This window comes from Thalassoglobus polymorphus, assembly GCF_007744255.1.
In the GTDB taxonomy this organism is placed as follows: Bacteria; Planctomycetota; Planctomycetia; order Planctomycetales; family Planctomycetaceae; genus Thalassoglobus; species Thalassoglobus polymorphus.
In genome coordinates this window covers 1067558-1081727 of the sequence record NZ_CP036267.1, presented here as the reverse complement: position 1 = coordinate 1081727, position 14170 = coordinate 1067558, and the positions used below count along the sequence as shown (strand labels likewise).

The 14170-nt window shown below is 51.2% G+C and carries 12 protein-coding genes; 2 read left to right on the top strand and 10 right to left on the bottom strand.

Translation table 11 applies throughout. The annotated features are described in order from the left end of the window. Positions 1-55: 55 nt before the first annotated feature. The 5 genes from Mal48_RS04025 to Mal48_RS04005 all read right to left on the bottom strand — a co-directional run bounded on the left by Mal48_RS04025 (position 56) and on the right by Mal48_RS04005 (position 5051). Positions 56-1060 (bottom strand): S1C family serine protease, encoded by a 1005-nt coding sequence (locus Mal48_RS04025; RefSeq protein WP_197442032.1) that lies wholly within the window; start codon positions 1058-1060, stop codon positions 56-58. A gap of 118 nt (positions 1061-1178) precedes the next feature. Continuing rightward, positions 1179-2069 carry a phosphoribosylaminoimidazolesuccinocarboxamide synthase gene (locus tag Mal48_RS04020; RefSeq protein ID WP_145196369.1) on the bottom strand — a complete coding sequence of 297 codons (891 nt, stop codon included), beginning with the start codon at positions 2067-2069 and terminating at the stop codon, positions 1179-1181. 333 nt (positions 2070-2402) lie between these two features. Continuing rightward, on the bottom strand, positions 2403-4103 hold the full coding sequence (locus Mal48_RS04015) for a rhomboid family intramembrane serine protease (protein WP_145196367.1): 1701 nt from the start codon (positions 4101-4103) through the stop codon (positions 2403-2405). A 332-nt stretch (positions 4104-4435) separates the two neighbouring features. Then, positions 4436-4780, bottom strand: a complete 345-nt coding sequence (locus Mal48_RS04010; RefSeq protein WP_145196365.1) for a Sec-independent protein translocase subunit TatA/TatB — start codon at positions 4778-4780, stop codon at positions 4436-4438. A 115-nt stretch (positions 4781-4895) separates the two neighbouring features. Continuing rightward, positions 4896-5051, bottom strand: coding sequence for a twin-arginine translocase TatA/TatE family subunit (locus Mal48_RS04005; RefSeq protein ID WP_145196363.1), 156 nt, complete (start codon positions 5049-5051; stop codon positions 4896-4898). Between the two features lie 631 nt (positions 5052-5682). Between Mal48_RS04005 and Mal48_RS04000 the strand changes: the two genes are divergently transcribed. Beyond that, a complete protein-coding gene (locus Mal48_RS04000) occupies positions 5683-6612 on the top strand; it encodes a malate dehydrogenase (protein ID WP_145196361.1) in 930 nt (309 codons plus the stop codon). A gap of 162 nt (positions 6613-6774) precedes the next feature. On the opposite strand, the gene Mal48_RS03995 is transcribed toward Mal48_RS04000, so the two are convergent. Beyond that, complete coding sequence (locus tag Mal48_RS03995) at positions 6775-8142, bottom strand: TlpA family protein disulfide reductase (protein ID WP_197442031.1); 1368 nt, start codon at positions 8140-8142, stop codon at positions 6775-6777. Between the two features lie 103 nt (positions 8143-8245). Between Mal48_RS03995 and Mal48_RS03990 the strand changes: the two genes are divergently transcribed. Continuing rightward, positions 8246-8524, top strand: a complete 279-nt coding sequence (locus Mal48_RS03990) for a biotin/lipoyl-containing protein (RefSeq protein WP_145196357.1) — start codon at positions 8246-8248, stop codon at positions 8522-8524. Between the two features lie 114 nt (positions 8525-8638). On the opposite strand, the gene Mal48_RS03985 is transcribed toward Mal48_RS03990, so the two are convergent. The 4 genes from Mal48_RS03985 to Mal48_RS03970 form a co-directional block, all read right to left on the bottom strand. Then, positions 8639-9823 (bottom strand): outer membrane protein assembly factor BamB family protein, encoded by a 1185-nt coding sequence (locus Mal48_RS03985; protein WP_145196355.1) that lies wholly within the window; start codon positions 9821-9823, stop codon positions 8639-8641. Further along, the gene (locus Mal48_RS03980; protein ID WP_231739906.1) at positions 9811-10968 is read right to left on the bottom strand and encodes an iron-containing alcohol dehydrogenase; all 1158 of its coding nucleotides are present in this window, start codon (positions 10966-10968) and stop codon (positions 9811-9813) included. Before Mal48_RS03980 ends, Mal48_RS03985 begins: the two co-directional genes overlap by 13 nt. A 131-nt stretch (positions 10969-11099) precedes the next feature. Continuing rightward, positions 11100-13007, bottom strand: coding sequence for a DNA mismatch repair endonuclease MutL (mutL, locus tag Mal48_RS03975; protein ID WP_145196351.1), 1908 nt, complete (start codon positions 13005-13007; stop codon positions 11100-11102). A 153-nt stretch (positions 13008-13160) separates the two neighbouring features. Further along, on the bottom strand, positions 13161-14120 hold the full coding sequence (locus Mal48_RS03970; protein WP_231739904.1) for a hydroxypyruvate isomerase family protein: 960 nt from the start codon (positions 14118-14120) through the stop codon (positions 13161-13163). Between the last annotated feature and the right edge of the window lie 50 nt (positions 14121-14170).

The window sequence follows — 14170 nt, the reverse complement described above, 5'->3', positions numbered from 1 at the left end:
ACTTTTCATTTTCATGTATCACTTCGCCGGAGACTTCAAGCCCCTGAATGCCGAATCAATCCCAGCGCATCCCAAGTCGCAGGGTCACTTCCAGTGTTTCACCATCACGAAGGACACCAAGCTTGACCGATCTCCCGGGAACTTCAGCCCCGACGAGATCGACGAGTTGTTGCATGCTGGTTATTTTCCGAGCTTGAAACGTCAGCAGCACATCCCCTTCAAGCAATCCGGCTCGATCAGCGGGATCGCCGGGATAAACCTTGGTCACTTCCATGCCTGGAGCCCCCTGTTTCACAACTCCGGAAACCCCAAGATAAGCTCCGCTGTGGGTCCGAAAATCTTCACCGGCGACCAACCTCTCCCAGTCACGGGTATAGGCCTCAATCGGAACGTGGAAATTCAGATCAGTGCTTTCACCAATCCGCGTATTGACACCAATGACCTTTCCGTCAATCCCGAAGAGCGGTCCTCCGGAGTCACCGCCAACGAGTTCACAGTCGGACTGGATCATCCAGGGATTCTCAAGAATCACTCGCCCCAGTCGCAGCACCATCCCACGTTCTTCTTGATACCCTCCCGGGTGAGCCACGACCATACACCAGTCTCCCGGCTTACTCGCTTCTTCCGCCATGGAACAATACGGCCAGTCCGTGCGGTCAGATTCAATTTTCACAAGGGATGCATCAAGGACTTTATTCCGTCCGAGCGACCGCGCCCGATAGCGATTTCCATCAGACATGATCACGGAGAGTTTTCGATCTGGTCGTCCTGAAACATGTGCCGCTGTGAGAACATGACCTTCGGGACTGACGATCACTCCACTTCCCTGCGCCCCGCCGACCTGCAGATTGACCGTGCATTCCTTTAATCGCGGAATGAGCGACGTCAGGTGATCCTGCATCTCTTGCAGATCCTTGACCGATTCTGGCACGGGCTTTGTGAACGCTTCCGGAATCACTTCCACCGAAACCGGGTAAGTTTTCGGAACGCTCTCTTCAGCGGTAACTAATCCGACGAAAAGAGACAACCAAAGAAGAGACGCACCTGGAAATATTTTCATAGGAGAACCTATTATCATGCAGGGTAGACTCAAAAATTATAGCGCACATCACTGACAATTCTCCAGCGACTCCTGATTTGCTCTCACAATACCTCGATTCAAGAGCGATTAATGCAACTCATTCCCAGCGGAAGGGTTGCTCGGTTAAACGCTGAAATGCATCAATATATTTGGCACGAGTTTGAGCCACGATTTCGGCGGGTAATTCAGGAGGAGGACTGTTTTTGTCCCAATCTGTCGATTCCAGCCAGTTTCTTACAAACTGCTTATCGAATGATGGTTGCTCCTGCCCCGGCGAGTACAAATCTTCTGGCCAAAATCTCGAACTGTCTGGCGTCAGCACTTCGTCAATAAGTATCAATTCTCCCTCAGCTTGCCCAAATTCGAATTTTGTATCGGCAATGACAATCCCCTTTCCCCGAGCAAAGTCGGCAGCTGACTGATAGATCTCCAATGTCCGCTGACGGAGTTCCGTCGCCAGATCCTCGCCGACCTCTTCGCACATCCGCTCGAAGGAGATGTTCTCATCGTGTCCTTCATCGGCTTTCGTTGCTGGAGTAAAGATCGGCTCGGGGAGCTTGCTGCCATTCACAAGTCCTGCTGGCAACTTGATTCCACAGACCGACTGGGATTCCTGATACTCCTTCCAGCCTGAGCCAGCCAGGTACCCCCGAGCGACACACTCGATCGGAACCACTTCCGATTTCCGGACGACCATTGATCGCCCCTCTAAACCCTCCACGTCGGTTCCGTCGGGCAATGGAAGAAGTTTTGCATCCAGCCTGAGCAGATGATGCGGGACGTTGAGTCGGTCAAACCAGAACTTACTGATTTGAGTCAAGACACGACCTTTATCCGGAATTCCAGTTGGCAAGATCCAGTCGAAGGCACTGATGCGATCAGTCGCAACAAGCAGCAGACGATCTCCAAAATCGTAGACATCGCGCACTTTGCCATGCCGGACTGGAATGCCCGGAAGTTTAGTTTCAACAAGTGGAGACGATGACATAAATTGTTCCTTGAGAGGAGAGTTCGCCAGATTGCTTGCTTAGAGCAGTTTGCTCTACCATGTTGCCCGTGAAGAACGCGTTTCACTAGCAAAATTGCTGTTCGCCACGAGGCAGATCGCGAACACCAATTCGAAAAATGCTAGGAAGTCTCATACTTCAATCAGTGATTGAATTAGAGCAAATTACTCGACCGTTTGCCTGTGAACAACTTGCTTGTGAACAACTTGCCTCTGAACAACGATCTTCTTTAATTGTAGAAAGTCAATCACCTCAGCAACAAATTCAGCGGTGACTTCAACCAGTTTGCGAGATAGTGAGATTGTGAACGGTTCTCAATCAAGCTTGAGCGCTGAGTCTCGAAGCAGAGCGGGTTGAGGAATTTTCTTTCGCAGCGGCCATCCATTTTTGGCCAGCCCAGCGAACAGTCCACAGCTGATTCCAATCAGCAACCCCATCAAGTGACATTCAGAGCTAACGTTCGGAGTCATTTGGTCGAAGACCATCTGAAAGGCGACGATGAAAAGCAGTAATCGAAACTCGCCAGCGACCAGTTGATTCCGCTTCTGAACTTGTCCCCAAGCCAGATAGCCCAACAAACAACCAAGCAACCCCATCGCTCCCCCGGAAGCTCCGACCAGAACATAAGGATTGTCAGCAGTGGCTCCCAACGGAATGACTGTCAACAGAAAGATCGAGAGAATTGCACAGAGCAAATAGGCGACGCCCATCCAAATCGGCCCCCATGCATCCTCGACGCGCTGCCCAAGGATCACTAGCCCGACGACATTCATCAACAGATGCAAAAGTCCAAAGTGAAGAAAGGCCGAGAAGAAAATTCGACGAGTCAAATTCGGTTCCAGCTCAGTTGGCAGTACGAGCGCACCAATTTGAATCAGGTTCTCTTCGCTGGAAGTGTTTTGAAGCAATAGAGACGCTTTTTCAACCATCGTAAGTGTGGTCGATTGCATGACCGCCTGTCCGACGCCACCGCTGATCATTTCATAAACAAAGAATCCGACTAAAGTTGCGACCAGCCCCCATGTCGCAATGTGTGCACTCGAAGCGGGAGAACTGATCAATGCGAACCGGGTTTCATGATCGAGATCGGACTCGATCTCACTCATGATCGACGACGAGCCTGCTGGAGGAAGATCAAGAACACGAACGGGATGAGCCAACCGTCGCTGAGAAGCGATGGCGATCTGTCGGTCTTTCGAAGACTGAAGTTTCTGGAAACTCTGATTTCCATCTTCAAGTCGACCGCTGGCCTGCATTGCGGTTGCCAGCCAAAAACGTTTTGTATCCTCATCAAAATAGCCAAGTGGACCATCAACAAGTTGAGCAACAACGTCGATTCGTCCACAAAACGCAGCCAACTTCATCCGCGAGATGTTCAACATCAACGCGGAGTTCCCACGTTTCTTTTTGTCCAATCCACGCCGAAAAGTCTCAATCAGCAATTCTGTCTGCCCAGTTTCGCCGAGTGCCTGCAGATAAATATTGGCCAACAGCGGATCTGCGAGAAGCCCTTGAGGTGACTTCGACGTTTGAATCAATTTCAGGAATCTCTCCCAGCGCCCCTGCAATCGCGTTGAGATCACAAATGCTGATTTTCCTATCGAATTATTTCTGCGGCTGATTGCGTCCAAAAGAGCAAGAGCCTCTTGATCTCGCTGGCGGGAAAGCAACCACAACGCTCTCACCAAACGTGTCTGTTCGCGCATTCCGCTAAACGGGTGAAGCAGAAATGCAATCCAGGAAAAGAGTGATGCAGCATAGAATCGCCGCGAGCTTAGACAGCTGTTCGAAAGCTGAACCGCAATGCCCGGTAGAAGAATGAAAACAAACCAGACACCTCCCGCATAGAATCCGGCGGTCTCTTGGTTTTTGCTATAAGCGAAGAGGAGCACTCCAATCGTGAATAACGTTGGAAGCAACCGCACGAGATTAGAGATGCGGAACCGAAACAGGTTGATCAACGTCATCCCGCAACTGATCGCGACAATCCATATCAACAACCAGTTGAGCGACATTCGTGAACAGCCTGTTCTTTAGGCGAGCAGTGAAGAATGAACTCCGCGTAATTCGAGGTCAGTGCCCCAGAGGTCAGTGCCCCAGAGGTCAGTGCCCCACTCGGTCCGTCCGGGACAATGGTCCCGGGCTACGATGAGCTTGTCATCCTTAAACTGCTGCCTGCCGTTGTGAATACAAGAGTATCTGAAAACAAGAATCCTGCTGAAGCTCAAGCCTCAAATCGGACCACAATTCCCGTGACCGCAGTCTCTCTTTAGCTCTCGGAATGAGAATGAGACTCACGTTAAGGAGAACCAGAAGGATCCGCGCAAGACACGAAAAAACGAGCAGCCTATGCAGGAGACTCTTCTTCCTTAACCTCTTTGGTTTCAACAGGCTCTTTGGCCTCTTCAGTCTCGAATGTCGGTGGCTCAAATTTCGGAGCCGACATTTCAGGTTCGTCATCCTGAACATCGGGACGTGCATAGGTTGACGAAGAATGAGAAGAACTCGAACCATGCCGGACATCATCTTCGATGCCCTGAATTCCTTTTTTGAACTCAACGATCCCCTTGCCAAGGCTCTTGGCAACTTCGGGCAAACGCTTTCCAAACAGAAGAAGTGCAATAATCCCGACAATCAACATTTCCGGGACGCCAACGCCACCTGGGATAAACCCGAGAAGACTCGATACCATAACTCCACCTCACACCCTGAATTTCAATGATCGATTGTCTGTTTTTATTTTGAAATGACTTCAGAACGACGCCCTGTCCGTAATAGATCCCGTGGAACAAGGGTCAATCGTCTCATCATTTGGGAAGAAGTTTTTGTTCTTCACTCATCCCCTCGCGGAAGGAGCGAACACTCCCACCGAGTGACTTCATCGTTGAAGGAAGTTTTTTTCCGAAGAGAAGTAGCACAATAAAACATAACAGCAAAAGCTCGGGAGTTCCTAATCCGAACATCGTCCTGCTCCATTTTTCTAGAATTACTGCGGAAGTAATCGACACTGTGGAAGAAACCGACAGCGAGAGTGGAGGCAGTGCAGTCAGGATAGACGAATACCGCATCCGACAACTGTCGGAGTGAAGGCGACTCGTCTTGCCCACGAACAACGCAAGCGATTTTGAGCAAATTTATAATACCCTTTTGAGTAGCCATGTCAATGACCGAACATCTCATTTCAACTTTCGTATCGATTACATTCGCAAGTCGTTAAGTGAATCCAGGAAATTGGTTATGTCGCAACAATAATCAAAGCTGCACTCAAAATTGGCCGAAACTAAAACAAAGCAGCAGCATCAGCAACAGGACAAACTGGCGACTTTGGGAATTGTCACTGATGTATCGGACTGGAAATTTGGGTAAGATATGCCAAAGTATTAGTCTGGAATGAGCAGCTGGAATGGATTGTTTCGCCGCATTCTATGATCTGCGGTATTCAGCGAAGTCCACCTGGTTCAACCTGACCACTCGATCCCTGTCCCCTTGACCAGCCACCTCAAAGGCGAAGTCGAGACTTTTGATCGGGATGAAGTCAATCACGATGCAACGCGCCATCAATCCAAGAAGAATTAGAGACAAACGAAAGCACACATGAAAGTTTCAATTATCGGTGGCGGTGGTTTAGTCGGTTCTTGTGCAGCCTCCGCGCTTCAGTATGGCGGGATTGTCAAAGAGATCGCCTTGGTCGATGTCAATCAGGACCTTGTTGAAGGACAGGCCCTTGACCTGCTCCACGGAGCCTCCTTGACCTCCGATCAAAAGATCGTGGCTGGCGGACCGGAACTCTCTCAGGATGCAGACATCATTTGCATCACCGCAGGTCTGCGTCGCAAGCCGGATGAAAGTCGCCTCGACCTGATCAACCGAAACGTGGCATTGTTCAGCAATATTCTCTCTGATCTGAAGTCAGCGGGTTACAAAAAAGAGGCCAAAGTCTTTGTGGTCTCCAACCCTGTAGATGTGTTGACCTACCTGGCAATGAAAGAACTCGATTTGCCGCCACAGCAGATCATTGGCCTCGGGACGGTTCTCGACACAACACGCCTGCGAAGCATGCTCGCTCAACGAATTGCTGTCCCTCCCAGCCAGGTTCAAGTCACCATCTTCGGAGAGCACGGAGACAGCATGGTTCCAATCTGGTCGAACGCACAAATCGCCGGGCTCCCCTTGGAGAAGTATCCGGGCGTCACCTCTCAACTGATCGGAGAAGTAGAAAAGAAAACTCGTGGGTCAGGAGCGGAAGTCATCAAGAAAAAAGGTGGAGCAGGATTCGCTGTCGGGGCTTCGATTGCCGATGTGATTCACACGATCGCTCTGGACCAGGAAAGAATTCTCCCGGTCTCGTCTCTACAAAACGGAGCGTACGGACTCAGCGACGTTTGCATCAGCGTGCCGACTGTTGTCGGAATCAACGGAGCACAATCTCACATCGAGATCGAACTCTGGCCAAAAGAACAAGCTGCCCTGCAACGCTCAGGCCAAGTCCTCCGAGAGACCATCAACAAGGTTCTCGGTACTTAATCGCTTCCGCACATCGCCGATTCTGGGATGAGCCGATTCTGGGATGATTCGTCACCCGCGATGTGTTCACCTCGAAACAAGTCAGGCCCCTCGCTCAACGCGCGGGGCCTGACCATGAATGCTCGTGGTGTGATACTTCTGGAGTCTTGCTTGTGGAGTCGGTCAATTACCAGCTAACGCAAGTTTGCCAAGCCACTGACGAAGCTCTTCGGGCTTAAGATTGACGGTTTTCACAATGCCGTTTTTGTCGACGAGCCAATACGAGGGAACAATGCTCACGCCGTAGTGCTTGGCGATCGGGTTGTCCATTCCTCGCTTTGATGGAGCGGAAAAAAAGATGTGAGGCCACTTATTGTCGGTCATATCGATGAATCGATCAACTGCTGGCTCCTCCTTGTCCAGGTTCACCCCGATAACAGCTGCTTCTCCACCAAAGGATTCAATCACATCGTTGATCAATCTCATATCTTCCTGAAAGACGATCGAGTTTGAAGCCCAAAATGCAACGACAGTTGGGCGACCTCGAAATTGGTCAGCGGAAAGAAAGTTGCCATCAATTGTCGAGCCTCCAAACTCAAGAAGCTCCTGCCCCGGCAAGCGTAACCGTCGCAGAGGATTTTTCACTTGCTCGGCAAACGGAGAACTTGGAAACCGATCTTCAACAATCAGCATGCAGCTTTTAGCTTCCTCGACTAATCCAATCTTATCACAGATATTTCCGGCAGCGACCAAGTGAATAGCGGCCCGATTTGACTCTTGTGGAAACTTGTCAGTGAAGAGTCTCGCCTGTCGGGAAAATGCGAGTCCCCACTTGGGATCTTGAGCAGCGTGGTTTTGTGCTTTCAGTTGCGTGTACTGCAACAGCTTGAACGCCGACTCGACTGCGGCAAACGACTTCGGATCTTTTTTGTAAAGTGTTTCAGCATCTTCCGAGAGCAACCGGACCTGCACCTGATCCCCTGCAACTGCCAATTGCAGGCGGGCACTCGCCAACGCCGCCACAGCTGTATTGAAACTTTCGATCTGCTCCGGTTGATTGTGAGTTTTGACAATCACCTGCTGAGCATGTTCAATCACCTTGAGCAAAGAGCTTGTTTTTTGCGCGGCTGCACCAGCTTGACTAAGACCTTGCAACCGGCCGATGTCCTGAAGGAACCATTCAACAGAACCTTTAGCGGCAGACTTTGCCCCCTTGGCGACTGAATCATTTTTATCCTGTGACGCAACCATCGCCGTTTTGGCTGATTCCGCAGGTTTCTGGATTTTTATCGAATCGTCCAACTTCAGAAGTGGAACATCGATACTCACGGTCGGAGGAACGGTCGGCAAAGAGTTCTCCTCCTGAACCGGTGGAGCTTGAACTTGTGAATCGGCATCTTGCGACCCACACCCCTGTACCAGCAGAACAGAGACAACAACCCAGGCGATCACAAATTTCGCGCCGGATTGATCAATGAATCGAGCCCTGAGTAGGCTTTCCGGATGGTTTGAAACTATTTTTTGGCTTGAAGAGAGCAATTTCGAATTCATCTGATCGCAATCCTTTGCAATACTGTTCAGTGAAACAGATGCGCAGCGTTCCATCTCGGCACGCGCAGAATCTGCCGAACGTTTTTTATGCGAAGATGCGAAGATGACGCAAGACCCGTTTTCCGAGGAGATTCAACAGGTGACCGTTCCTGACCTGGGAACAGAAAACCGGCCTGTTTCCCTAGTCAACTGGCTCGTCTCCCCCGACGCCAAGGTCATCGCGGGAGAGCGAATCGCAGAGTTACTCGTTGATTCCACCCTGTTTCATTTGGAATCCGAGCACAATGGGAGACTTAAAAAGTACCTCGTTCCCAGCGGAGTCGAAGTTCAAACCGGCGATTTCATCGCAGAAATTGAGGTCGAAAAGGCTGAAGAATACTGATTTCTAGAGCATCTTTCGAATTGGTTTGCAGGATCTGCCTCGTGGCAAACAGCATTTTCAGTAGAGAAACGCGTTCTTCACGGGCACAAGAAACACGAAAGTGTTCTGACTCGCTCACTTCTTGCCGAAACACAAGATCTTCCCGTTCGAAGTATCAGTCCCAATCACCAGATAGCCATCCGCAATAGCGGGAGATCCTGAGATCGATTGCTTCGCCGGGTACTTCCAAACCTCTTTCCCGTCGGAAATGTTCAATCCATATACGTTCCGATCCGCGGAGCCGAAATAGACACGCTGACCAGCAATCACTGGCGAAGAATCAACCCGCCCGCGAGTCGCAAAGGACCATTTCAACTCACCCGTCTTCTTGTCGAGACAATGGACATGTTTGTCTCGGCTGCCAAAGACGATCAGGTCATCGGTGATGGCGGGCGAAGTTCGAATCTGTTGCTCCCGCTTTGGAACTGAAAAGCTCCAAACCTCTTTCGAAGTTTCCCAATCGAGTGAGTAGACGCCTCCTCCATCGGTCCCGAAATAAAGATTTTCCTCGCTGGCAGCAGCTGAGGCCAGCAGAAGTGCTTCGATTGGAACCTCTTTCGCGGTTGTCCCTTTTTCAATCTCGAAGACTCTCAGAACAGGTTGATCGCAACCGGTCGTGAATGTGTACTTCCCGACAATTGTCGGCGTCGCGTTCACTGGCCCGAATGTTTCCGCCTTCCACACCTGCTCCCCACTCTTCACATTGAAGCAATACAGGAAGCCGTCATGCGATCCAAAGATCACGTTGCCATCGACTATTTGAGCTCCGCCAACGATCTCACCGTCGGTATCGAAGGTCCATCGCCTCTTCCCTGTTGCTCGTTCAATCGCATGGAATGTCCCAAAATCGTCACCAACAAAAATGGTCGTTTCATCAAGTGTCAGCGGAGCATTAAATCCGGGAGCGATATCGTTTTCAGCGACCGTTTCTACGGATCGATACGTCCACAGTTTTTTGCCCGTTTTCAACTCGAAACAATGCACATCACCACTCAACGTTGCAGCGTAGGTTTTGCCATCTGCAATCACCGGTGTTGAAGCGGTTCCATCTGGAGTTTTGAATTCCCATTTGAGTTCGAGTTCGTCAGCCAATGGACTGGCTGCAACGCCGAGATTTTTCAATCCGTTTCGGAAAGAGCTCCACGACTCATGCTTCACATCGTCAGCCAGGACTGGTGCATCTGCGAACATCATCACCGACGCAAGCAGGGCCGCTCCCCAGACAACAACTCGACCGATTGGTGTTTTCAATAGGCACATTTGTATAGCTCCAATAACGAAGAGGCATCGACTGGTCGCGGATTACTCTGCCCGGTCCATTGCTCGGAAGCTTCGCTTGCCATTTTCTCAAACAGTGACTCGTCCACGTTGCACTCTCTGAGTCTCCCGGGCTGCTCGGACTTTTGCACAAGATGAGTCAAGTACTCTGCGAGAATCGCTGGAGCCTCTGGGTCTGAGTTTTCACACAGTCCAATCTCCTCAGCCAGGTGACCGTACAAATTTGCGATCTCGGGCAACGCTCCATTAAATCGAACGACATGGGGAAGCAGCACCCCGATGGCAATGCCATGCGTTAAATTGCAATGGGCAGATAATGGATTCGCCAAAGCGTGTGTTGCTCCCAGCATTGAATTTTCAATCGCAGCCCCAGCGAAGTGAGCCCCTAAGAGCATCGCTCCGTTGGCATCAACATTTTGCGGTTCCAGTAACGACTTCAAGAACGACCGGCTTAACAGGCTCCAGGCTTGACGACTGAAGAGTTGAGAGACCGGGCCACGTTTGAGGGTGACATAGCTTTCCACTGCATGGCTGATGGCATCGACCCCGGTGGCAGCCCGAACTGATCGCGGCATTGTGAGCGTAAGATCCGGATCGAGAATCGCGACCTTGGCGGCTGCTTTTTTGTCACCGCAAGCCATTTTCATATGTGTCTTTGGGTCTGCGACAACGGCGAAAGATTGTGCTTCGCTACCCGTCCCCGATGTTGTGGGAATCGCGATCAGCGGCAACATCGGTTTTGTCGCTTTGCCGACTCCCTTGTAGTCGGACATTTTTCCGCCATTGGTCAGCAGGAAATTAATCCCCTTCGCACAATCCATGCTGCTCCCCCCGCCCAGGCCGACGATGAAATCGATCTGCGCATCCCGAGCAAACGCGACACCTTTCTCAATATCGTCCGACGTCGGGTTCGGTTGGACATCATCGAAGACGGCGACATCGAGCCCCGCTGCGGCAAGGTACTCTTTCGCCCGGTCTTCATGACCGGCATCCTTCAACCCCTGATCGGAGACGAGTAGAATCTTCGAGCCGCCGAATTCGGCAACAAGATCTCCTAACCGGGCAAGTGTCCCTTGTCCGAAAACAACACGGGTCCGGGGATCAAAATCAAACTGAGGAATCTGCATGTCCATTCCGTTGGAAGGTCTTCTCGGAGGGCGAGGCTAGGTGGGATATTCGTCTACATATCCTATCGCTACTGAAAAGCAGAGAAAAGCGGGGCTGTCCAGAAAGTCTGATCCGTTGAAATTTCTTTTGATCACCCAAGTCGACCGAATTGGCGATCGAGTTCATCTCGGGAGAGTTTCAATGCGGTCGGGCGACCATGGGGGCAATGGTGATGGTCGTCACAGAGATGACGCTGAGCCAGCAATGATTCCATTTCTTCGAAGGTCAGTCGCTGCCCCGCCTTGATGGCAGCCTTGCAAGACATCATGTGCAGCAGTTCATCGATTAAGTCACGTCGTTCAAGTTTGCGACCAGACGACTCCAGCAGATCAACAATGTCTCGGAGGAGCGACTTGGGGTCAGCCTTGGCGAGCAGCGTGGGGTAACCGGTCAGAGCAATCGTGCTTCCGCCAAACTCCTGAATATGCAGACCGAGTTCCTTCAACAAATCCTCCTGATCGAGAAGCGTACTCGCCTCACGACTCGAAAGCTCAACAGTCAGCGGAATCAACAGTTTCTGGACTTCAACACCGCCAGAGAGAATTCGTCGCCGGAGTTGCTCATACATGATCCGCTCATGCAGTGCATGCTGATCAATCACTGTGAGGCCGTCAGTCGATTCGACGACGAGATAGCAATCGTGAATCTGCATCGCACGAATTTCCGCAGCCGCGCTCGCAGGATGCTCGCTCGCTTCGATCGACTCGATATGGGTGACACCACCAGGCTTACTCGGAACCTCTGTTCCCGATGCTCCACCGAGTGAAGGCCCACTCTGTAATTGTTCTGCCGAAGGTTGCGACGGCGCGGGGCCAACTTCGGGGCCAGCCAGTTTGGAGACAGCTTCAAACAGCGAGCCATGACTCTTCTGTTCATCGAGTTGATTCTTCGCCCACGAAACCAGCTCGCGCTGCATTTCCTGTGGTTCCGACTTCGGGCCGGAAGCTTCGGGCTGAGCACGATCGACGGAAAGCTTGGAATCGAGATCCATCGACAGAAATTTGTTCCGCAACGTTGAGAGCATCAACCGGTACAGCACCTGGGAATCCCGGAAGCGAACTTCCGATTTCGTGGGGTGAACGTTCACGTCGACAAGTTCCGGATTCAAATCCAGAAACAGAAACGCAATCGGCTGACGACCGATCATCACCAAACCGCGATAGCCTTCGCCCAAGGCGTGTTGCAATGAACGATCCTGAATCCAGCGGCCATTCAAAAACAGGTACTGCCCCTTACGAGTCGATTTACTTTGTGACGGATGCGCAACATAGCCCCACAGCCGCGTCCCCTCATGTTCTGCTTCAACCCAAATGAGGTTTTGAGCGAGTTCGCTGCCGTAGAACAACTCCAATCTCTCGATAAATCGATGCGTCGCAGGGAGTTCATAAACGGTTTTCCCATTGTGCCGCAGCACCATGTGTAAGTTTGGATTCGCGAGAGCAACACGCGTGAACTGTTCGGAGATGTGGCCAAACTCGGTCGCCTGTGTCTTCAAAAACTTACGTCGCACGGGTGTGTTACAGAACAGCTGTCGAACTTCAATTTGCGTTCCCTCTGGACATCCGCATGTTTTCGGCTCTTTAACGATCCCACCATTGACCTCCATTTCCGTGCCGACCTGCTGACCATGCTGCTTGGTTCTAAGCCGGAAGTGTGAGACCTCCGATATGGACGCCAGTGCCTCACCACGAAAACCCATGGTGCGCACGCTAAATAGATCATCAGCGTCTGCAATTTTACTGGTGGCGTGGCTGGCAATGGAAAGTTCAATATCGTCGGGATGAATCCCTTCGCCGTCATCAACGATGCGAATCAGTTCTGCACCACCCTGCTCAATGTCGACCTCAATTCGGGTCGAGAGTGCATCGACGGAGTTCTCAAGTAACTCCTTCACAACACTTGCAGGACGTTCAATCACTTCCCCGGCAGCGATCTTGTTGATCACGCTGGCAGAAAGCTGATGAATTCGGGTTTCAACATCCGTGTGAGTAGAAGACATAAATCGTACTAAATGAACGTGAAAGAATAACAACAGCAACAACACAGCGAATTCACGCAATGCCGTGACTCTCTGGAAGACTTGACTGGAAGTTGGCAGTTCCCCCCCACAACCGGACAAACCAGCGGCTCAGGAAAGGCTCATTGCGTGGACTTAAACGTCACACAAAGCGACCGCCTCTGCGAGACCACCCCAAGGGTCACGAGTCGGAATAAATTCCTGCCCGACATACCCAGTGTATCCAACATCCAGAAGTGCCTTCATGACGGCGGGGTAATTGATCTCTTGTACATCGTCGAGTTCTGCTCGACCCGGATTTCCAGCTGTGTGAATATGTCCCAGCCAGTCTTTGTGTTCTCTGATTCGGCGGATGACATCACCATCCATGATTTGCACATGATAAATATCGAACAGCAATTTCACGTGCGACGAGCCGACCTCTTTGAGAATGTCGATGCAATAATCGCAATGATCTCCCTGATACCCCGGATGCCCTTTCATTGGGTGCGAATCGTCTCGCGTGTTGAGCATCTCAAGGCAGACAGTCACATCGTTCTTCTCGGCATCACCTGCAATTTTCTTCAAACCTTCGACGCAGTTTTTTGCACCATCTTCTTTGGAAAGTCCGTTTGCCATGCCTGTGAATGTGATCACGCTTTTGACGCCGAACTCTTTACATTGACGAATACGTTCGCGCAACCTGGCGAGACATTCGTCCCACTCATCTCGGTTATTGAAGCCCGTCTGAAAACCATGACTCCCCGAGATCGCACATGTCAGGCCATGCTTCTTCAAAGTCGGCCAATGCTTAGGGTCGATCAATTCAATGCTCTGACATCCGAGTCTCACAGCGACATTGCAATACTCATCAACATCCGGCCAGGCTTTGTTGTAGCACCAATTGACGAGAGACTGCTTGATCCGATTGTTTTTGGCAACCGGCTCCGTCTTGCCTTGCGTCTCCTGATCTTTCGCAGCCTCAGCCGTTTGACTTCCGACTGCTTGACTTCCGACTGCGACAGCCGCTGCCACGCTGGAGGCGGACCATCTCATCCAGTCTCGTCGAGAAATCCCGCTCGGCTGAGAATTCTTAGAGTGTTGATCGTTTGCCATCTCGGTGACTCCTGCAGGAAACGGTGTCACATCGCCTTCGTAACGACGTG